Genomic DNA, 20,351 nt, shown 5'->3' on the forward strand with positions numbered 1-20,351 from the left:
CGCGCCGATCATCTACGCCCTGCCGATCCAGATGCTGGCCTATTTCACCGCCGTCTTCATGGGCACCGACGTCGACCAGCCGCGCAATCTGGCGAAGTCGGTGACGGTGGAGTAGCTAACCTCTTGGCTATGCTGGGGTGTATCAAGGAATGATACATTCTGTTGCGTACGGGTTTGTATCAGAGTATGATACAAATGTTGAGGGCGCCGTTGATCGTTTCATTCAAAGGCAAGACGGTGGAAGCGGTCGCTGCGGGAAGGGCACCGAAAGGATTTCCGCCAGATTTGGTCGCCCGTGCCGAGCGCCGACTTCGGGCGATCGACAATGCCGTCCAATTGAACGACCTACGGTCGCCGCCAGGAAACCACCTTGAGGCGTTGAAAGCAGATCGTGCCGGACAGCATTCGATACGCATCAACGATCAGTGGCGCATCTGTTTCAGATGGACCGCTGCCGGTGCAGAAGAGGTGGAGATCGTCGATTACCACTGAGTGGGCACTCGCCCTAACCCTTTGAGGATACTGAGCTATGCTCAAGTTTGCACGCCCCATACACCCTGGAGAATTCCTGCGCGAGGAGTATCTGATCCCGCTCGCCATGAGTGCCGGTGCACTTGCGAAAAAGCTCAACCTTCCGCGGACCCGCATCGAACGAATTGTGAAGGAAGAGGTCGGGCTGACCCCAGATACCGCCCTTCGCCTCGCCAGATTCTTCAACACTACGCCCGAATTCTGGATGAACTTCCAGAAGGCCTACGAGCTTGAGACCGAGGCGAGGAAACTTGCCGCGGAACTTGAAAAAATTGTGCCGCTGGACGCGGCGGCATGACGACCGTTCTTTAAAAACTTCGCAGTTCCAAACCGGCTCGCGGTTCACTAATCTCAGCGCTGCAACCTGCGCCGCGGTGAACCCATGTCCGACGCCCTGAAGACTTCTGGCATGACCCGGCTGAGGAATTATTTCCTGACGGGGTTCATCGTCTGCGCGCCGCTGGCGATCACGGCCTATATCGCCTGGTCGCTCGTCGGCTGGGTCGATTCCTGGGTGAAGCCCTACATCCCGGTCCGCTACAATCCCGACACCTACCTGCCGTTCCCGGTTCCGGGCTTCGGGTTGATCGTGGCGCTGGTGCTGATCACCCTGATCGGCTTCCTGGCGGCGAACATCGTCGGTCGCGCCATCGTCAACTTCGGCGAGCGGCTGCTTGGCCGCATGCCGCTGGTGCGCGGCATCTATGGCTCGCTGAAGCAGATTTTCGAGACGGTGCTGTCGAACAAAGGCGACATGTTCCGCCAGGTCGGGCTGGTCGAATATCCGCGCAAGGGGGTCTGGTCGCTGGTGTTCGTGGCCAGCGAGAAGGAAACCGAGATCAACCAGAAGCTCGACCAGGAAGGCGATCCGCTGATCGCGGTGTTCATGCCTTGCACGCCCAATCCGACCACCGGCTTCCTGATGTATGTGCACAAATCCGAGATCGTGCTGCTCGACATGTCGATCGAGGACGGCGCCAAGCTGATCGTCTCGGCCGGCATGGTCGCGCCCGAGGTCAAGGCCAAGCTGGTGACGCTGAATGGTGAGCCCGTCGAAGGGGCTTTAGCCAATCCGGCGCTTGGCGCTCAGCCGGCGCGCAGCAGCCGCACCGCCTCGTCGCGGCCGAACAGGTAAAGCATCAGCCGCAGCGCCTCGCCACGCTCGGATTGCAGTTCCGGGTCGCGCGACAGGATCAGCCGCGCGTCGTCGCGCGCGGCTTCGAGCAGATCGGCATGAAACTCGAGGCGCGCGACCTGGAAGCCGGGCGTGCCGGACTGGCGGGTGCCCAGCAACTCACCTTCGCCGCGCAGCTTCAGGTCCTCCTCGGCGATGCGGAAGCCGTCCTCGGTCTCGCGCATCACCGAAAGCCGGCGTTTCGCCGTCTCGCCGAGCGGCTCCTTGTAGAGCAACACGCAGGATGACGGCTTGTCGCCGCGCCCGACGCGGCCGCGTAACTGGTGCAACTGGGCAAGGCCGAAGCGTTCGGCATGCTCGATGACCATGATCGTGGCGTCGGGCACGTCGACGCCCACCTCGATGACGGTGGTGGCAATGAGGATGCGTGTCTCGCCCTGCTTGAAGGCGCGCATCGCCTCGTCCTTTTCCGCGCCCTTCATGCGGCCATGCACGAGGCCGATCCGGTCGCCAAAGAGCGGCTTCAGCGAAGCAAAACGATCCTCCGCCGACATCAGCTTGATCTCTTCGGATTCCTCGACCAGCGGGCAGATCCAGTAGATCTTCTGGCCATCGGCGACGGCATCGAGCATGCGACCGACCAATTCGTCCAGTCGTTCCATCGGCAAGGTAACGGTGCGGATCGGCTGCCGGCCGGCCGGCTTCTCGGTGAGCTTCGAGACATCCATGTCGCCGAAGGCGGTCAATACCAACGTGCGCGGGATGGGTGTGGCCGTCATCACCAGCATGTCGGGCGCATCGCCCTTGGCGGTGATGGCAAGGCGCTGGTGGACGCCGAAACGATGCTGCTCGTCAATGACGGCCAGCACCAGGTCGTGGAACGTCACCGTTTCCTGGAACAAGGCATGCGTGCCGACGACGATGTCGATTTCGCCGCTGGCGAGACCTGCAAGCGTCTCTGTGCGTTCGCGACCCTTCTCGCGCCCGGTCAGGATGGCGAGGCGCAGGCCGACCTTCTCCGCGAGCGGCGCGATGGTCGCCAGATGCTGGCGCGCCAGGATTTCGGTCGGCGCCATCAGCGCCGCCTGGCCGCCGGCCTCAACCGCGCGCGCCATGGCGAGCAGCGCCACCACGGTCTTGCCCGAGCCGACATCGCCCTGCAGCAGGCGCAGCATGCGTTCCGGATCGGCGAGATCGGCGTTGACCTCGCCAAGCGCGAATTCCTGGCTGGGGGTGAGCCTGTAGGGCAGTGTGGCGCGCAATTTCTCGACGATGCTGCCGTCGCCGATGAGCGGCCGGCCCGACAGGCGGCGAATTCTGGCCCGCACCAGCGCCAGCGACACCTGGCCGGCCAGCAGTTCGTCATAGGCAAGGCGGCGCCAGGCCGAGCCTTCGACGGCGACGTCGATCGGATCCTTCGGATAATGGATGCGGGCAAGCGCATCGCCGAAGGTCGGAAAGGTATGGCGGCGCATGAAGGCTTCGTCCTGCCACTCGGGCAATTCCGGCAGGCGACCGAGCGCCTGGCCGATGGCGCGGCGCAGCACCTTGGCCGACAGGCCGGCGGTGAGCGGATAGACCGGCTCGACCAGCGGCAGCCCCTCGGCCTCGTCGATCGGCGCGATGTGGTCGGGATGGACCATGGTCGGGCGGCCGTTGAACCACTCCATGCGGCCGGAGATGACCACACGCTCGCCCTCGGGAAGCATTTTCTGCAGATAGGCGGCATGAGCATGGAAGAAGGTCAACGCGACCTCGCCGGTGTCGTCATGGGCGTAGACGCGGTACGGAACCGACCTGTTGCCGCGGGGCGGCGGCTGATGGCGGTCGACCCGCACTTCGAGCGTGACGATCTGGCCCTCGGCCGACAGCGCGATGCCCGGCCGGTTGCGGCGGTCGATCACCGTGTTGGGCAGCAAAAACAGAAGGTCGGCCGCGCGGGCGGCGCGATCGCCGAGATCGGCCGGCACCACGCGCTCGATCAGCAGACCGACTTTCGGGCCGACGCCGGCAAGCGAGGTGATCGGGACGAACAGGGGATCGAGGATGGTGGGACGCATCCTGTCAGCTTATGTCGCGACGACGGCAGCGCAAAGGCTGACACCGCTCTCTATCCACGCTATATGCGCCGCTTTGGACAGGGATGCGGCGCCATGACCGGAACACAGCGATCAGGAAGCGAGGGGCTGGACCCCCGGCGCCGCAAGCTCCTGTTCCGCTCCTGGCATCGCGGCATGCTCGAGATGGACCTGATCCTCGGCTTCTTCGCCGACGCCGAGATCGGCGCCTTGACCGGCGATGAAATCGACCAATATGAGAGACTTCTCGAAATTCCCGACACCGAATTTTTCCCGATGGTCACCGGCGATCGCCCGGTTCCGCCCGATATCGACTGCGCGGTTCTGCGGAAGATCCTGGCGTCGCGCCGGACCATGACATTTTGAAAAACGCCTATCCATGAGCCTCATTCCTTCCATTGGCCTGCCCAAGGGCCGCGCCGGCCAGTTCATCGTCGACGGCGTTGCCGACGGCTACGAAGCTTTCGCCCTGGTGCGAACGGCGCAGGAGATCGCACCCGACAAACCAGTGCTGTTCGTCGCGCGCGACGGCCAGCGCCTGCCGGCGATCATCGAGGCGCTCGCCTTTGCCGCGCCAGGCCTGCCGGTGCTGGAACTGCCGGCATGGGACTGTTTGCCCTACGACCGCGTCTCGCCCGGGGCGGACGCTGCGGCGCGGCGGCTCGACGCGCTTTCCGCCATGATCGCGCTGGCGAAGAAACCGCATCGCGCGGTCATCCTCACCACCGCGAACGCGCTCTTGCAGCGCATCCCGCCGGCCGAGCTGATCGAGGCGCAGACTTTCCACGCCAGGCCCGGCAACCAGATCGACATGAACGCGCTGATCGCGCGGCTCGAGATCTCCGGCTTCGAGCGCGTGCCGACGGTGCGCGGGCTCGGTGAGTTCGCGGTGCGCGGCGGCATTCTCGACCTTTTCGCGCCGGGCTGGAGCGAGGCCCTGCGCCTCGATTTCTTCGGCGACACGCTGGAATCGATCCGCGTCTTCGACGTCGCCACCCAGCGCACCACCGGCCAGCGCAAGTCGATGTCGTTGCAGGCGATGAGCGAGGTAGCGCTGACGCCCGAGACGATCAGCCGTTTCCGCCGCTCCTATATCGAGGCTTTCGGCGCGCCCTCGCGCGACGACGCGCTCTATGCGGCGGTCAGCGAAGGCCGGCGCTTCGCCGGCATGGAGCACTGGTTGCCCTTCTTCTACGAGTGGCTGGAAACCGTGTTCGACTATCTGCCGGATGCGCCCGTCGTCTTCGACCATCTGGCGCATGAGGCGCTGGCCGAGCGTCACACGCTGATCCTCGACCATTATGAGGCGCGGCGGAAGCAGGCCGACAGCGCGCTGAAGGACGCCGTGCCCTACAAACCCGTCGCGCCGGATCTGCTCTATCTCTCGCCGGACAATCTCAAGGCCTCCCTCGGCCCGCGCGAGGACATCGACTTCACCGTCTTCGACGCGCCCGATGTGGGAGCCAAGAAGGTCTTCCATGCGGGATCGCGCCACGGCCGCAGCTTTGCGGAGGAGCGCGCCGACCCCAACATCAACGTCTTCGACGTCGTCGTGAAGCACATCGGCGACGAGCGCGCCGCGCGCCGCCGCGTCATCGTCGCCGGCTGGACGGAAGGCTCGCTCGACCGTCTCGGCCAGATCCTCGCCGAACATCACCTCGGCAATCTGAAGCCCGTCGCTACGCTTGCCGAGGTCGAGAAGCTCGAGCCGGGGCAGGCGGGTCTCGCGGTGCTGCCGCTGGAATCCGGCTTCGAGACCGACGAGATGGTGGTCGTCGCCGAGCAGGACATTCTCGGCGACAGGCTGATCCGGCGCTCCAAGCGCAAGAAGAAGGCTTCCGATTTCATCGCCGAGGCCTCGTCGCTGTCTTCCGGCGATATCGTCGTCCATGCCGACCATGGCATCGGCCGCTTCATCGGCCTGCGCACCATCGAGGCAGTCGGCGCGCCGCATGATTGCCTCGAGATCCACTACGCCGGTGACGACCGGCTGTTCCTGCCGGTGGAAAACATCGAGCTTCTGTCGCGCTACGGTTCGGATTCGGCCGAAGCGTCACTCGACAAGCTGGGCGGCGGCGCCTGGCAGGCGCGCAAGGCGCGGCTGAAGCGGCGCCTGCTTGACATGGCCGGGCAACTGATCCGCATCGCCGCCGAGCGGCAGATGCGCTCGGCACCTGCCATGATCCCGGCCGAGGGGCTCTATGGCGAGTTCGCCGCGCGCTTCCCCTATGAGGAAACCGACGACCAGCAGACGGCGATCGATTCCGTCATGGACGATCTCGGCGCCGGCAAGCCGATGGACCGGCTGGTCTGCGGCGATGTCGGCTTCGGCAAGACGGAAGTGGCGCTGCGCGCCGCTTTCATCGCGGCCATGGAAGGGTTCCAGGTGGCGGTCGTGGTGCCGACGACCCTTTTGTCGCGCCAGCATTTCAAGACTTTCTCGCAGCGCTTCTCGGGCCTGCCGATCCGCATCGCGCAGGCTTCGCGCCTAGTCGGTTCCAAGGAACTGGCCGAGACCAAGAAGGGTGTTGCCGAGGGCACGGTCGACATCGTCGTCGGCACGCATGCGCTGCTCGGCAGCTCGATCTCGTTCAAGAATCTCGGGCTTCTGATCATCGACGAGGAGCAGCATTTCGGCGTCAAGCACAAGGAGCGGCTGAAGGAGCTCAAGAACGACGTGCATGTGCTCACGCTGTCGGCGACGCCGATCCCGCGCACGCTGCAACTGGCGCTGACGGGCGTGCGCGAGCTGTCGCTGATCGCCACGCCGCCGGTCGACCGCATGGCGGTGCGCACCTTCATCTCGCCCTTTGATCCGCTTGTGATCCGCGAGACGCTGCTTCGCGAGCGCTATCGCGGCGGCCATTCCTTTTATGTCGTGCCGCGCATCAGCGACCTGGCCGAAATCCATGATTTCCTGAGGGAATCGGTGCCGGAGCTGAAGGTGGCGGTCGCCCACGGCCAGATGCCGCCGGGCGAGCTCGACGATATCATGAACGCTTTCTACGATGGCCAGTACGATGTGCTCTTGTCGACGACCATCGTCGAATCCGGCCTCGACATCCCGACCGCAAACACGCTGATCATCCATCGCGCCGACATGTTCGGCCTGGCGCAACTTTACCAGCTGCGCGGCCGCGTCGGACGCTCCAAGGTACGCGCCTATGCGCTGTTCACGCTGCCGGCCAACCGCAAGCTGACCGATACGGCCGAGCGGCGGCTGAAGGTGCTGCAGTCACTCGATACGCTCGGCGCCGGCTTCCAGCTCGCCAGCCACGATCTCGACATCCGTGGCGCCGGCAATCTGCTCGGCGAAGAACAGTCCGGCCATATCAAGGAAGTCGGTTTCGAGCTCTATCAGCAGATGCTGGAGGAGGCGGTGGCCGAGGTGAAGGATACGGGCGAGGCGCAGGACGGCGGCTGGTCGCCGCAGATCGCGGTCGGTACCGCGGTGATGATCCCGGAAAGCTATGTGCCGGACCTGCAGCTCCGCATGGCGCTCTACCGACGCCTGGGCGACCTCGAGACCACCGAGGAGATCGACGGTTTCGGCGCCGAGCTGATCGACCGCTTCGGGCCGCTGCCGGAAGAGGTGACGCATCTGTTGAAGATCGTCTTCATCAAGGCGCTCTGCCGCAAGGCCAATGTCGAGAAGCTCGATGCCGGCCCGAAGGGCGTCGTCATCCATTTCCGCAAGCGCGAGTTCCCCGATCCGGTCGGGCTGGTCAAGTTCATCGGCGAGCAGGGCTCGCTGGCCAAGATCAGGGCCGACCACAGCGTGGTCTTCATCCGCGACTGGCCGAACGCCGAAAAACGCTTGGCGGGATCGGCCGTGGTGATGACGCAACTGGCCCGGCTCGTCGACAAGGCCGCGTGAGGGCATCCGCATGACGTTCCAATCGTACAGGACCATTCGCCACTGCTGAAAAACCCGGCTAGAATAGGTAATCGGCTTCGTGTAAGGAGCCGCGACCTCATATCGAGGCTGGAATGGCGGGCAAGCGCGCTCGCCGGTTTGTTTGATGCAATTCCGGAAAGCCGTTTGCACTTTTCCTGGAGTTGCTCTGGAAGGGCGTTGGGTGCAGCGATGACGAAATGGTCGCCGAATTCGTGGAGAGCAAAGCCGATCAAGCAGGTCCCGGCCTACCCAGACCTTGGGGCTTTGCAAGCCACGGAAGCGCGGCTTGCAACCTATCCGCCGCTCGTCTTTGCCGGCGAGGCGCGCAAGCTGAAGAAGCAACTGGCGGCGGTCGCAGCCGGCGAAGCCTTCCTGCTCCAGGGCGGCGACTGCGCCGAGAGCTTTGCCGAGCACGGCGCGGACAACATCCGCGACTTCTTCCGCGTCTTCCTGCAGATGTCGGTGGTGCTCACCTTCGCCGGCGCCCAGCCGGTGGTGAAGGTCGGCCGCGTCGCCGGCCAGTTCGCCAAGCCGCGCTCGTCCGACAGCGAAACCAAGGCTGGCGTGACGCTGCCGAGCTATCGTGGCGACATCATCAACGGCATCGAGTTCGACGCCAAGTCCCGCATCCCGGATCCCGCCCGGCAGGAGATGGCGTACCGCCAGTCGGCCGCGACGCTCAACCTTCTGCGCGCCTTCGCGCAGGGCGGCTATGCCAGCCTCGAGAATGTGCACCGCTGGATGCTGGGCTTCGTCGCCGACAGCCCGCAGGGCGAGAAGTACGAATCGCTCGCCAACCGCATCACCGAGACGATGGAGTTCATGCGCGCGGTGGGCATCACGTCCGAAACCAACTTCGCGCTGCGCGAGACGGACTTCTACACCAGCCACGAGGCGCTGCTGCTTGGCTATGAGGAAGCGCTGACGCGCGTCGATTCGACGTCGGGCGATTGGTACGCGACCTCGGGCCACATGATCTGGATCGGCGACCGCACCCGCCAGCCCGACCACGCGCATATCGAATATTGCCGCGGCATCAAGAATCCGCTCGGCCTGAAATGCGGTCCCTCGCTGACGCCGGATGGCCTGATCGAGTTGATCGACCTGCTCAATCCCGAGAACGAGCCGGGCCGGCTGACGCTGATCGCGCGCTTCGGCTCCGACAAGGTGGCCGAGCACCTGCCGAAGCTGGTGCGCGCGGTGAAGAAGGAGGGCCGCAACGTCGTGTGGTCGTCCGATCCGATGCACGGCAACACGATCGAGGCGGCCGGCTACAAGACGCGGCCGTTCGACCGCATCCTGAAAGAAGTGCAGACCTTCTTCGAGGTGCATCGCGCCGAGGGCACGCATCCGGGCGGCATCCATGTCGAGATGACCGGCAAGAATGTCACCGAATGCACCGGCGGCGCCCGCGCCATCACGGCGGAGGACCTGCAGGACCGCTATCACACCCATTGCGATCCGCGCCTCAACGCCGATCAGGCGATCGAGCTCGCTTTCCTGGTGTCGGACCTGCTCAAGAAGAGCCATCCGGTTCAGCACAAGCAGGCTGCCAACGCCTGAGCGAGGCCCGGACACCCATCATCGGAGGCGCCGGCGGCGACGCCAGCGCCTTTGACGTCTGGTTTATACCTTCAATTCGGATCGCGGATCATTCCGGATCGGGTGGCCCGGGCGGGTCGCCCGGGAAACTGGTTCTGCCGGGCGGAATGACGGCAAAGCTGATCTCCTGGGGCGGTGCTTTGAGCGACCAGTCGAACGACACGGTCTTGACCGGCAGGCCGGCAATCCAGGCCTGCTGTTGCGGGGAGAGCGTCCAGCCGTGCGGCCATACAAGCAGCATGCCCTGGTCCCGCAGGCGCTGGTCCGTGATCCAGGGGGCAAGGCGCCTGTCTAGGGCGGTGAAGATGGAGGGCTGGTCCGCAGCTTCCAGCCCGGCAAGCTGGGCCACGCCGTCCTCGCCGCCGACAATGCCCAATGGTCCTGGCACCGTCTCATGCCAGATCGCCTCGGCCGTCTGCGAGATCGATCGCGCCGGCCAGCACACTGGCTGCGGGCGACCGAGGACGTTGCAACCCGTCCACCGGGTCACCGCATAGGCGCTCGACACGCCGACCACGCAGAGCAGCGCCAGCACCGTCAGCCGGCGCAATTCCGCGGATCCCAGTCGCTGGCCCAGAAGCGCGATCGCCAGGGCCCCGACGAGATTGTACATCGTCGCGCCCCAGGACTCGCCGGTGCCGGTAAAGAGCGAGGCGACCATGATCAGGAGTGCCGGCCCCAGACCCATCCATGCCAGGTAGACAACCGCGCGCCGCTCGGGAGCGGGGTGCGCCGGCAAAGGTTCTTGCACGGCGCCGGCCTGCCGCCGCAACAGGCCGGAAAGAGCGAGCACGATGGGAACAGCGGTAAGCCCGGCAAGCTGAACGCCGATATAGTAAAGCCGGGCGCGGTTGGCGAGCACCCAGGCGTTGCGATGCTCGGCATAGGCCAACGGCATGAAGCCGAGGCGGACAAGCTGAATTGCCAGGGGTGTTACGACGCCAAGAAAAACCGCGAGGCCGACCCATGGCCATGGGGTGGCGAGCCGGCTTCGGGCGCGGGTGTCGTATAAGATCCAGATGCCGCCGAAGGCGAGCAGCAAAGCCGTCGAGAGCTTAGCATAGAGCCCCAGGCCAGAAACGAGGCCGAGGGCGAGCCACCATCCTGGCCGGCCGTCGCGCGCCGCGCGCCACAGCAACCATGAAATGCCGGCCCAGAACGGCATCTGCGCGTAATCATGGTTGAATTGCGGGGTCGGCCAGCCGAAGAAATAGATCGCGGGCATCAAGAGCACGGCGGCGAGCGCGCGGGTCGGGCCCATGATGTCGCGCGCAAGCAGATAGACCAGGACGAAGGTCGTCGAGACCATCAGCTGCGACAGCATGTATTGCGGCCAGCGGAATGAGCCGGTCAGGAGATGGCTGATCTCGAGCAGCCAGCACGGCAGCTGCGGGTGCTTGTAGGTCAACAGCACCCATTCGCGGCCCCACATGAAGCCTTCGACGACGTCGCGGGGCGGCCCGACATTGACGATCGCCGGCATGGCGGTCCAGCAAGCGATCTGGATCAGACACAAAAGCGCCAGCAATTGCCATGGGTGCCGGACCAAGCTGTTCCAGATCGAAGGCAGATTGCCTTCCGCGGCGATTGCCGCCGGCCAAAGAGGAACGGATTCGCTGGTTCTCGACATGCGGGCCTAAAATCACACCGGTGGATTGCTGAACAGTCCGATAGCAAAAGCTTACGAAAATGTATTCCTCCGCAACATTGCAAAACCAAGATTACGTTGGAGGTGTCGCTGCTGAAACCATAAATCCGGCAGGATTCCGGCGGGACGGCAATGGAAGACGAAACACAGGAACATCTGGAACATGCCGAGCATGCCGAACATGCCGCGCATGAGGGCAACCCTTTTCTGATCACGGTTTCGGTGACGATAGCGGTGCTGGCCGTGCTGGCGGCGACGGTGGGCAGCTTCGAGTCGCTCGAGACTGCCGAGGCGATCAACGACAAGAGCGAGGCCGCCTATCTGCAGAACAAAGCGAGCGATCAATGGAGCTTCTTCCAGGCCAAGAGCATCAAGAAGAACAGCTACGAGATCGCCGCCGCCATGGGCGGGCCTGCTGCCGGCCAGTTCCAGGCTGACGCGAAACGCAATGAAGCCGATGGCGAGGAAATACAGGCCAAGGCGACCGAATTCGAAAAGCAGGTCGATGAAAAGCTGCGCGACAGCGAAATTCGAGAGCATCGGCATCACGTGCTGACATTCGGCGTCACGCTGCTGCACATCTCTATCGCCGTCGCGACGCTGTCGATCATCACCCGCGGCAAGCGCTGGCCGTGGGTGGCATCGTTGGCCTTGGGCGCCCTGGGCATGATCGCCGCGGGTTTCGCCTATGTCTGACCGGTCGAGGCTCCACTCGCCGATGCCATCCAGCAATGCGAGGGCCGCCATGCGCCACGAACATGCCATCGTCCACCACCGCGCACTCGACTTCTGGTCGGCCCGTGCCGCGGTACTCGTCATCATTTGCCTTCAGCTTCTGGTCATCAACGACCTGTCGTTCGGTCCGCGCTGGCTGGCGCCCGCGATCGAGGCCGCGCTCCTCGCGCCCCTGTCGATCGCGACGGCATGGACGCAGATGCAGACGCAGAAGGCCGTCGATCACGAGCACTGGTACGCGATCGGCCGGTTTCGCGTCTTCATCCGCCGCACGGCGCTGGTGATGACCGGCGTCATCAGCATCATGAATTGCGGATCGCTGGTCTTCCTGGTTCGGGCGCTGCTCGAAGGGCATGCCGGCGCCGGCACGACGCTGCTTGTCGACGCGCTCAACATCTGGGTCACCAATGTGATCGTCTTTGCGCTGTGGTTCTGGAGCACCGACCGCGGCGGTCCGCCGACCTGCGGCCTGGTCAAGCGCGCGCAGGCCGACTTCCTGTTCCCGCAAATGACGTTGCCCGATCGCGAGACGCAGGGCTGGCTGCCGGGCTTCGTCGACTACGTTTTCCTGGCTTTCACCAACGCCACAGCGTTCTCGCCGACCGACACCTTGCCGCTCACGCAGCGCGCCAAGCTCCTGATGATGGCCGAAGCGATGATCTCGCTGCTGACGATCGCGCTGGTGGCTGCGCGGGCGGTCAACATCCTGGCTTAAAACTGTATCGATATCCAGGTGAAGCCGGCCTGCGAATGGCGGCTTCCTGCGCTTCCGGTGCTTACGCACTTCAAGTACGCTCCGCTCCGGCCTACGCCGGCCGAAGCCCTCACAAGCGTATCCACTCTATGAAGGCTACGGCCGGCGTAGGCCGGTTCTCGGAAGCCACCATTCTCGGCTCGCCCTGACCTGAATCCCGATACAGTTCTCCGAGTTCAGTGGCCGCGCTCCCAACGCATGTTGGCCAGTCGCGGATCGGCAAAAGCGGCGCGTGAGAATTCGAGCCTCTTGTCCGGGAATTCGCTGATCGCCTGCAGGCCGAAGGAGCCGATCCGGATGCGCCAGGTCTGCGGCTCGAGCGGCTTGGCCTTGGCAAAGCCCTTGCACGTCAGAAGCGCTATGTTGGCGCCCTTGTGATCGCGCACCGAGCGATAGCGGATCGCCTGCAGCTCGGCTTCGCGCGCGACATCGGCGATCGCCTGGCAGGCAGTGTAATCAGTGGGCTGCGTCCAGGCCCTCTCGTCGCGATCGAGCGGCGGCCGTGCCAGGTCGATCGCGCGGTCGCATTTTATCGCGGCGGCGAAGGCGGTGTACTCCGCGGCGTCGTTCGGCCATGGCGTCGTCGGCGACTCGGCGAAGAACAACAAGCGGTAGAAGGCCATTTCCGCCACCGCCGTCAGCACCGTCTCGGCGGCATAATAGACGCCTCTGGTCTTGCCGGCGCGGCGGAAGCGCGAGCCGTGCGGATAGACCGAGCCATAGCGAAAAGGCGTCGCCAAAAGGTAGTGGAGGTGGCGGCATTCCAGCGGGATCTGCGGCTTGGTGTCCTCGATGAGGTCTTCCAGAAGCGACTGCTCATCGAGCGTGTCGACGAGCTTGAGGGTCGAGACGCGGTGCTGCGCCTCGACCATGCGCCAGTACTTGCCTTCGAGCCTGACGGCCTCAGACGAGAGCGCGCCGGGAGTCCAGGTAGGCAATGACATCGACAAGTCCGGCAATCGTCAGGATTTTTTCGAGCGGCGTGCCGTCGAGCGTGGTGTTGGGGCTCTTCAGCCAGGCCCGGGCAACGGTTTCGTCGCCGCCGACGATGGCGTCGAGCGAGCGGAACAGGCGAACGAACAGCACTGCCAGCTCGAACGGCTTGGTGCCCCGTTCAAGCAGGAATTCCTGTTTGCGCATGCGCGAGACCGTTGCTTCCGACACACCGATGACCAAGGCGAGCGTCCTGGCGGTGATGTCGAGCAGATCGGCCGCGCGCAGCGTGGCCTTGGTGATAACGGCGTTTTCGGCCGCCGTCGCGGCCGCGACTGGACGTTGCATAAGCGCACCCTTTCATTTCTGTGGAAAATATAGTCCACAAAAATTCATCTGGAAAGGGTGGGGTGTCAATCTTTCTTGTAAAGCAGCCAGCCCTTGCCGGCCCGGCCGGCCGTAGCCGAGTGCTTTGTCACGCGGTTGCGGCCGCCGAGCTTAGAGCGATAAAGCGCCCGGTCCGCCTTGGTGTAGAGATCTTCGGGGTTTTCCGCCTCCGAAGCCATGCAGATGCCCAGCGATATGGTAACGGTGCCGTAGTTCATGCCGGTCTGGCTGCTGGTGAACGGTGTCTGCTCGATCAGCACGCGGATGCGCTCGGCGATCTCGTATGTGGCATCCTCGCTGGCGCCCTCGACGATAAGCGCGAACTCCTCGCCGCCGGTGCGCGCGACGAACATGCCGGAGCGGACGCTGGACTGGAAGATGTCGGCGATGATCTGCAGGATCCTGTCGCCGACCGGATGGCCGTAGCGATCGTTTATGTCCTTGAAATGATCGATATCGGCAAGGATCAAGGCGTTGAACAGGATGCCGCGATTGCTGTTGTAGATCCGGGTGATCTCCTTGTCGAAGGCGCGGCGGTTCCGCAGCTGCGTGAGCGGGTCGGTGTCGGCAAGCCGCTTGTATTCCTCGAGCTTCGACTTGACGCTTTCAAGCTCGGCCGTCTTCTCGCTGAGCGTGCTGGCGATCTGGCGGCCATGGTCGATCGTCGAGCTGGTGGCGGCAGACATCGCGCCGGCGATCTTCTGGAGGATTTCCTGCGAAAGCAGGCTGCGGTTGCTCAGGCCGATCGAGGTCTCATCGAGAATGCGGCCGTACTTTTCGATATGCGAACGTTCGCTGCGCAATAGCGCGGCGATTTCCTCGAGCTCGTTGGCGACCATCTCGCGGGCGTGCTCGACGATGGCCGGACCGTGATGCTGCGGGAAGAAGGTGCGCCCGATGCGGTCGAGGTCCTCCTGGGTCGGTCGGTTGCTCAATGAGACGACGGCAAGGCTGAGCTCGTGGTTGCTGCCGCTGAGCGCCTCGTAGAAAATCTCGTAGTTGCGCGGCAGTCCGAGCACGCCGAGCTGACGCATCGTCGCCACGACGGTGCTGGCAATGTCGGTATTCCTGTCGGTCGGAATGGCTGCCGGCTGCATGTTCTGTTCACTGCCCCTTCCGTGCGACCGGAGACCTGCCACCGCCGGGTGTCGCGCATGCGGGGATTTGAATCGGAACCACAAATGCGACGGCGCGTCCCCGACACGACCTTCGCTTGCAGGAATCATAGATGCAGTTGCGCTAAAGTTTCCTTAATGGCCTGCATTTCCTCGATGTCTCTGCTACCGCAGGATGTAGAGCCGTGCGGCAGCAGCTTTTGAAACGCAGCGCTTCGGTGTCGCATTTGCCTGCGCCAAGCCATTTCAAACCTGAAATCCTGTCCGGCAATGGTCGGGCAGATGGTCGAAGGAGGCTGGAATGAACGATAACCACAACGGATCTTGCCTGTGCGGGGCGGTGCGTTTCAGGACGAACGGGCCGTTGCGCGGCATCGTCTATTGCCACTGCTCGCAGTGCCGTCGGCAAACCGGCCATTTCGTCGCGGCTACCGCCTCCAAGGACGCCGATATCGTCATAGAGGGCGCCGACGCACTCAACTGGTACGGCGCATCCGACGTGGCGAAACGCGGCTTCTGCCGCACCTGCGGCTCGCTGCTGTTCTGGAAGCACAATGAACTGGATACGATCTCGATCATGGCCGGATCCTTCGAGAGGCCGAGCGGTCTCTCCGCGGAAAGCCACATCTTCGTCGGCGACAAGGGCGATTATTATTTGATCGAGGATGGGTTGCCGCAGTTCGAGAAGTCGACACCGTCGATAAAGGTGGCAGACGAATGATTTTTGGTGCGGCTGCCTTATTCCCTTGATCCGGCCGTTGCGATATCCCCCTGACGGTGATTCGAAACGGGGCTCGGCATGCAGCGGCTGATCGACGCTTTCATCAATTCGGTGCGGGCCTTCCGCAAGCTCGCCGCGCACGAGAAGGCATTCCAGCAGGAGCTGCTGCTGCTTGCGCTCGCCCTGCCGGCCGGCTGGTTCATCTCGGTCTCCTGGCGCGGCTACGCCCTGCTGATCGGCGCCGTGCTGCTCCTGATCATGGTCGAAGTGCTCAACACCGGCATCGAGGCGGCCTGCGACGCGATCTCGCGCGAATTCCACATCGACATCCAGCTCGCCAAGGATTGCGGTTCGCTGGCGGTGCTGATCTCGATCGTGATCGCCGGCGGCGTCTGGGGCATCGCCTTCATCGAGCGGCTTACCGGCGCGCCGATCTGATCGGGCGATTGATCACGATCCTGCCCGATCTTCCCTGGCGCGCTCACGCTTTGCGAAGTGATGGCCTACCAACCAGGCGGCCACGGCGATAACGATGCCGACGCCGAGGGCAATGAGCAGGCGCTCATGGCGAGCAAACGCCTGTCCCACCATTTCCTCCGCGCCCAGGCCGAAGACATAGCCGATGCCGCTGAACAGTGCCGCCCAGACCGCTGACGAGATGGCATTCAGGATGACGAAACGCGGCACGGATACGGTCGACAGGCCGGCGGCGACACCGCCGACCAGGCGCATGCCGTAGATATAGCGGTTGGTCAGCACGAAAATGTTGGGATGGGTGTTGAGCAGGCGGTAGGCGCGGCTGAAGCCCGGACGCCTGCGCAACCGTCTCACATAGCGATGCTCGGCGAAGCTGCGCCCCAGGGTGAAGAAGAACGTGTCGCCGGCGAAGGCGCCGAGAAAGGCGGCGAGGAAAGTCTGCCACAGCACGAAAACATGCTGATGGGCGAAGAAGCCACCAAGGATGGCGGCGCTTTCGCCTTCGGCGACGCAACCCAGGAAGACCGCGATCAGCCCGTATTGCTCGATGAGATGATGGATGGTCTCGCTCATTCCGTTGCGGGCCGCGCCGACAGTCTCTCGTCAATACGCCTGATCTGCTCAGCCATGCGCAGGATCTCGTCACGCATGCCGATGAGCTCGCTGTGGCGCAGCTCGTCGAGCTTTTCATGCAGGGCCATGATCTCGATCTCGGCCTTCAGATTGACCTCGTAGTCATGCGCCGCGTCGATGCGGTCGCGCTCGGTCTGGCGGTTCTGCGACATCATGATCACCGGCGCCTGGATCGCCGCGAGCATCGACAGCACCAGGTTGAGGAAGATGAAGGGGTAGGGATCGAAGGCGTCGCGCGTGAGCAGCCAGACGTTGCCTACGGTCCACAGAACGAGAAAGGCCAGGAAGCCGAGGATGAAGGACCAGGAGCCGCCGATCCTGGCGATCGTATCGGCGATGCGGTCGCCATAGGTCGCGTGGAAGGCGACGGCCTTGTTGGTGTCGCGCGTGATGGTGGTGCGCTCGAGCGTCGACTGGAGCACGCGGCTCTCGATCGGGCCAAAACCTCCCGGCTTCCGCTTGAGCAATCGGTTCGCCATGTCCTCGACGATCTTGTTCATCTGTCTTCTCCTTCGGCCGGGCGTCGATAGACGTAGAGGCTGCCGCGCCGGACGTGAAGTGCTAGATTGCGGCGAACAGGCGAAGATAACGATGCTCGATTTCCAGAAAATCCACGCGCGGGCGGCAAAGCGCAAGGGCGGAGAGGCGGTGCTAGCGCCGCTGCTTGGCCCTGCGCCGGACAACAAGGCGGTGGCGAAGGTTCCCGACGATCGCATCCTCTCCACCATGGCCGAGCGCATTTTCGCCGCCGGTTTCGTGTGGCGCGTCATCGAGCAGAAATGGCCGGGTTTCGAGGAAGCGTTCCTCGGCTTCGAGCCAAAGCGGCTCTTGTTCCAGCCCGACGATTTCTGGCACGAGCTGGCGTCCGACAGCCGCATCGTGCGCAACCCGCAGAAGATCAAATCGGTGCGCGACAATGCCGCTTTCGTCGATCGCGTCTCGAAGGAGCATGGCAGCTTCGGCAAATTCATTGCCGGATGGCCGGCGGATGATCAGGTCGGCCTAACCGCCTATCTCGCCAAGCATGGCAGCCGGCTGGGCGGCAACACCGGCCAGTATTTTCTGCGCTGGCTGGAATGGGACACGTTCGTCGTCTCCGCCGACATGGCGGCGGCTTTGCGCGATGCCGGCCTCGACATCACCGAGAATCCGACCTCGAAGCGGGACCTCGACAAGATCCAGGCGCAGATCAACCGCTGGTCGGCCGAGACCGGCCTGCCGCGCCGCCACATCTCGCGCATCCTGGCGATGTCGATCGGCGAGAACCGCTCGGCGGAGGCGCTGCGCGAATATATGGGCGACTAGGTGATCGGGGTCGATCGACACCAGTCGATCGATCGGGATACGACCTGCGGTCGATCAAGGACATAATCGGCTTCGCCGATTAGTCTTATTTGGCACAAGCGATCGCCATTGCGAGGCGGTTTCAGCCACGCTAAATCCGTTCCATGACCAATGCTCCCGACATCCTGCGCATCGCCGTCGCCCAGCTCAACCCGACCGTCGGCGACGTCGCCGGCAATCTGGCGAAAGCGCGCGAGGCGAGGGCGGACGCGGCGCGACAGGGCGCCGATCTGGTGCTCTACACTGAGCTCTTCCTCGCCGGCTATCCACCGGAAGACCTGGTGCTGAAGCCTTCCTTCCTGAAGGCATGCGAGAAGGCGGCGCAGGATTTCGCCAAGGACACGGCCGACGGCGGCCCCGGCGTCATCATCGGCACGCCGCTGAAGCGCAAAAGCGGCACGCATAACTCCATCGTCTTCGCCGATGGCGGCAAGATCATTGCCGAGCGCTACAAGCTCGATCTGCCGAATTACGGCGAGTTCGACGAGAAGCGTGTCTTCCAGGCCGGGCCGGAACTGCAGGGCCCGGTCAATTTCCGCGGCGTGCGCATCGGCATTCCGATCTGCGAGGACATCTGGGGCGACATCGCCGTCTGCGAGACGCTGGCCGAGAGCGGTGCCGAGATCCTGCTGGTGCCGAACGGCTCGCCCTATTACCGCGCCAAGATCGACGTCCGCCACCAGATCGTCATCCGGCAGGTCATCGAAACCGGCTTGCCGATAATCTACGCCAACCAGCTCGGCGGCCAGGACGAGCTGATCTTCGACGGCGCCTCGTTTGCGATAGGGGCCGACAAGACGCTGGCCTTCCAGATGAGCCAGTTCGAGGACGCGGTCGACGTCACCACTTGGAAGCGCAGCCGCGCCGCCGCAGGCGCGCAAAGTGGGAACAATTCCGACCATTGGGTCTGCTCGGAAGGCCCGATGTCGAAGATCCCGGAGCGGGAAGAGGCGGACTACCGGGCCTGCATGCTCGGCCTGCGCGATTACGTCAACAAGAACGGTTTCAAGAACGTCGTGCTCGGCCTTTCCGGCGGCATCGACTCGGCGATCTGCGCGGCTTTGGCCGTCGATGCGCTGGGCGAGGAGCGGTTGCGGACGGTCATGATGCCCTACCGCTATACGTCGAAGGATTCGCTGAAGGACGCCGAGGACTGCGCGCGCGCGCTCGGCTGCCGCTACGACATCGTGCCGATCTCCGAGCCGGTCGAAGGCTTCAAGCACGCGCTGACCCAGCTCTTCGAAGGCACCCAGGAAGGCATCACCGAGGAGAACCTGCAGAGCCGCGCGCGCGGCACGATCCTGATGGCAATCTCCAACAAGTTCGGCTCGATGGTGGTCACCACCGGCAACAAGAGCGAGATGTCGGTCGGCTACGCCACGCTTTACGGCGACATGAATGGCGGCTTCAATCCGATCAAGGATCTCTATAAGATGCAGGTCTACGCGCTGTCGCGCTGGCGCAATTCGCATGTGCCGCCGGGCGCGCTTGGGCCGTCGGGCGAGGTCATCCCCAAGAACATCATCGACAAGGCGCCGTCTGCGGAGCTGCGCGAGAACCAGACCGACCAGGATTCGCTGCCGCCCTATCCGGTGCTGGACGACATCCTGGAATGCCTGGTGGAAAACGAGATGAGCGTCGACGACATCGTCGCGCGCGGCCACGACCGGGCGACGGTGACGCGCGTCGAGCATCTGCTCTACATCGCCGAATACAAGCGCAGGCAGGCGGCGCCCGGCGTGAAGATCACAAGGAAGAATTTCGGCCGCGACCGCCGCTACCCGATCACCAATCGGTTCCGGGACCGCGGTTAGCCTTCGCATGCGAGACGTTGAAACAAGTTTCGATCTGTCGCGGATCGATTTCCGGGCGACCTCCGATCTGCTCATGCAAAGCTATTGGGGAGCGTCCCGCACCGACAAGGCCAACCGCCGCGCCTTCGACAACTCGCTTTGCGTCGGCGCCTATCTCGACGGCAGGCAGGTCGGCTTCGCCCGCGCAATCACCGACTACTCGGTCTTTGCCTATCTCGCCGACGTCATCGTCTGGCCGGAGAGCCGCGGGCGAGGCATCGGCAAACGGCTCGTGCAGGCACTTCTCGACCATCCCGATATGAAGACCGTTTCTCATTGGAGCCTCACGACCAGCGACGCTCACAGCCTCTACCAGAAGTTCGGATTCCGGACGGAGGGCCGCTACATGCGACTGGACCGCTCACCCGCTGCCTGACGGGCCGGCCACAACCCGCCGTTGTTGCAAATTCGTCTCAGTGCTTGGACCAGATGTCGTTTTGGCGATGAGCCGACTTGGCTATCGGCTGATGCATCCCTATAAGGGCCTCTCCGCGATTCCCTTCCGGG

At 63.9% G+C, this 20,351-nt stretch carries 20 protein-coding genes; 13 read left to right on the plus strand and 7 right to left on the minus strand.

Going from position 1 to position 20,351, the window contains the following annotated elements:
• The first annotated feature begins 210 nt into the window (after nt 1–210).
• The 3 genes from RFM41_RS17650 (at nt 211) to RFM41_RS17660 (ending at nt 1,666) form a co-directional block, all read left to right on the plus strand.
• Complete coding sequence (locus RFM41_RS17650; protein ID WP_320244717.1) at nt 211–492, plus strand: type II toxin-antitoxin system RelE/ParE family toxin; 282 nt, start codon at nt 211–213, stop codon at nt 490–492.
• Between the two features lie 37 nt (nt 493–529).
• Nucleotides 530–829, plus strand: a complete 300-nt coding sequence (locus RFM41_RS17655) for a HigA family addiction module antitoxin (protein ID WP_320244720.1) — start codon at nt 530–532, stop codon at nt 827–829.
• A gap of 84 nt (nt 830–913) precedes the next feature.
• Complete coding sequence (locus RFM41_RS17660; RefSeq protein ID WP_320244721.1) at nt 914–1,666, plus strand: DUF502 domain-containing protein; 753 nt, start codon at nt 914–916, stop codon at nt 1,664–1,666.
• Here RFM41_RS17660 and recG read toward each other — a convergent pair.
• Complete coding sequence (gene recG / locus RFM41_RS17665) at nt 1,618–3,726, minus strand: ATP-dependent DNA helicase RecG (protein ID WP_320244723.1); 2,109 nt, start codon at nt 3,724–3,726, stop codon at nt 1,618–1,620. The two genes, RFM41_RS17660 and recG, sit on opposite strands and share 49 nt — an antisense overlap.
• Nucleotides 3,727–3,819: 93 nt before the next feature.
• Between recG and RFM41_RS17670 the strand changes: the two genes are divergently transcribed.
• The 3 genes from RFM41_RS17670 (at nt 3,820) to RFM41_RS17680 (ending at nt 9,205) form a co-directional block, all read left to right on the plus strand.
• Entirely contained in the window at nt 3,820–4,110 is a 291-nt protein-coding gene (locus RFM41_RS17670; protein WP_320244725.1) for a succinate dehydrogenase assembly factor 2, read from the plus strand.
• A gap of 13 nt (nt 4,111–4,123) precedes the next feature.
• The gene (mfd, locus tag RFM41_RS17675) at nt 4,124–7,621 is read left to right on the plus strand and encodes a transcription-repair coupling factor (RefSeq protein ID WP_320244727.1); all 3,498 of its coding nucleotides are present in this window, start codon (nt 4,124–4,126) and stop codon (nt 7,619–7,621) included.
• Nucleotides 7,622–7,831: 210 nt separating this feature from the next.
• Nucleotides 7,832–9,205, plus strand: coding sequence for a class II 3-deoxy-7-phosphoheptulonate synthase (locus RFM41_RS17680; RefSeq protein ID WP_320244729.1), 1,374 nt, complete (start codon nt 7,832–7,834; stop codon nt 9,203–9,205).
• 88 nt (nt 9,206–9,293) lie between these two features.
• On the opposite strand, the gene RFM41_RS17685 is transcribed toward RFM41_RS17680, so the two are convergent.
• Nucleotides 9,294–10,874 carry a glycosyltransferase family 39 protein gene (locus tag RFM41_RS17685; protein ID WP_320244730.1) on the minus strand — a complete coding sequence of 527 codons (1,581 nt, stop codon included), beginning with the start codon at nt 10,872–10,874 and terminating at the stop codon, nt 9,294–9,296.
• A gap of 150 nt (nt 10,875–11,024) precedes the next feature.
• Between RFM41_RS17685 and RFM41_RS17690 the strand changes: the two genes are divergently transcribed.
• Both RFM41_RS17690 and RFM41_RS17695 read left to right on the plus strand, forming a co-directional pair.
• Nucleotides 11,025–11,588 carry a DUF4337 domain-containing protein gene (locus RFM41_RS17690; RefSeq protein ID WP_320244732.1) on the plus strand — a complete coding sequence of 188 codons (564 nt, stop codon included), beginning with the start codon at nt 11,025–11,027 and terminating at the stop codon, nt 11,586–11,588.
• A gap of 49 nt (nt 11,589–11,637) precedes the next feature.
• Nucleotides 11,638–12,342 carry a hypothetical protein gene (locus RFM41_RS17695; protein WP_320244734.1) on the plus strand — a complete coding sequence of 235 codons (705 nt, stop codon included), beginning with the start codon at nt 11,638–11,640 and terminating at the stop codon, nt 12,340–12,342.
• Between the two features lie 215 nt (nt 12,343–12,557).
• Here the strand turns inward: RFM41_RS17695 and RFM41_RS17700 are convergent, their stop codons facing one another.
• From RFM41_RS17700 to RFM41_RS17710, 3 genes are all read right to left on the minus strand, one after another.
• Nucleotides 12,558–13,325: an RES family NAD+ phosphorylase gene (locus tag RFM41_RS17700; protein ID WP_320244736.1), complete on the minus strand. Its 768-nt coding sequence runs from the start codon at nt 13,323–13,325 to the stop codon at nt 12,558–12,560.
• On the minus strand, nt 13,285–13,662 hold the full coding sequence (locus RFM41_RS17705; protein ID WP_320244738.1) for an antitoxin Xre/MbcA/ParS toxin-binding domain-containing protein: 378 nt from the start codon (nt 13,660–13,662) through the stop codon (nt 13,285–13,287). Before RFM41_RS17705 ends, RFM41_RS17700 begins: the two co-directional genes overlap by 41 nt.
• 65 nt (nt 13,663–13,727) lie before the next feature.
• Nucleotides 13,728–14,798, minus strand: coding sequence for a GGDEF domain-containing protein (locus tag RFM41_RS17710; RefSeq protein ID WP_320244739.1), 1,071 nt, complete (start codon nt 14,796–14,798; stop codon nt 13,728–13,730).
• Nucleotides 14,799–15,117: 319 nt separating this feature from the next.
• Between RFM41_RS17710 and RFM41_RS17715 the strand changes: the two genes are divergently transcribed.
• Both RFM41_RS17715 and RFM41_RS17720 read left to right on the plus strand, forming a co-directional pair.
• Nucleotides 15,118–15,537 carry a GFA family protein gene (locus RFM41_RS17715; RefSeq protein ID WP_320244740.1) on the plus strand — a complete coding sequence of 140 codons (420 nt, stop codon included), beginning with the start codon at nt 15,118–15,120 and terminating at the stop codon, nt 15,535–15,537.
• Nucleotides 15,538–15,615: 78 nt separating this feature from the next.
• Nucleotides 15,616–15,975 carry a diacylglycerol kinase gene (locus RFM41_RS17720; protein WP_320244742.1) on the plus strand — a complete coding sequence of 120 codons (360 nt, stop codon included), beginning with the start codon at nt 15,616–15,618 and terminating at the stop codon, nt 15,973–15,975.
• 12 nt (nt 15,976–15,987) lie between these two features.
• On the opposite strand, the gene RFM41_RS17725 is transcribed toward RFM41_RS17720, so the two are convergent.
• The gene (locus RFM41_RS17725; RefSeq protein WP_320244744.1) at nt 15,988–16,587 is read right to left on the minus strand and encodes a DedA family protein; all 600 of its coding nucleotides are present in this window, start codon (nt 16,585–16,587) and stop codon (nt 15,988–15,990) included.
• The gene (locus RFM41_RS17730; protein WP_320244745.1) at nt 16,584–17,147 is read right to left on the minus strand and encodes a DUF1003 domain-containing protein; all 564 of its coding nucleotides are present in this window, start codon (nt 17,145–17,147) and stop codon (nt 16,584–16,586) included. The genes RFM41_RS17725 and RFM41_RS17730 overlap by 4 nt, the downstream gene beginning before the upstream one ends.
• A 91-nt stretch (nt 17,148–17,238) precedes the next feature.
• Between RFM41_RS17730 and RFM41_RS17735 the strand changes: the two genes are divergently transcribed.
• The 3 genes from RFM41_RS17735 (at nt 17,239) to RFM41_RS17745 (ending at nt 20,220) form a co-directional block, all read left to right on the plus strand.
• Nucleotides 17,239–17,952 (plus strand): DNA-3-methyladenine glycosylase I, encoded by a 714-nt coding sequence (locus RFM41_RS17735; protein WP_320244747.1) that lies wholly within the window; start codon nt 17,239–17,241, stop codon nt 17,950–17,952.
• Between the two features lie 143 nt (nt 17,953–18,095).
• Nucleotides 18,096–19,805 (plus strand): NAD+ synthase, encoded by a 1,710-nt coding sequence (locus tag RFM41_RS17740; protein WP_320244749.1) that lies wholly within the window; start codon nt 18,096–18,098, stop codon nt 19,803–19,805.
• Between the two features lie 7 nt (nt 19,806–19,812).
• Entirely contained in the window at nt 19,813–20,220 is a 408-nt protein-coding gene (locus RFM41_RS17745) for a GNAT family N-acetyltransferase (protein ID WP_320244751.1), read from the plus strand.
• The last annotated feature ends 131 nt before the right edge of the window (nt 20,221–20,351 follow it).

This window comes from Mesorhizobium vachelliae (assembly GCF_033977325.1).
GTDB classification, from domain to species: domain Bacteria; phylum Pseudomonadota; class Alphaproteobacteria; order Rhizobiales; family Rhizobiaceae; genus Mesorhizobium; species Mesorhizobium vachelliae.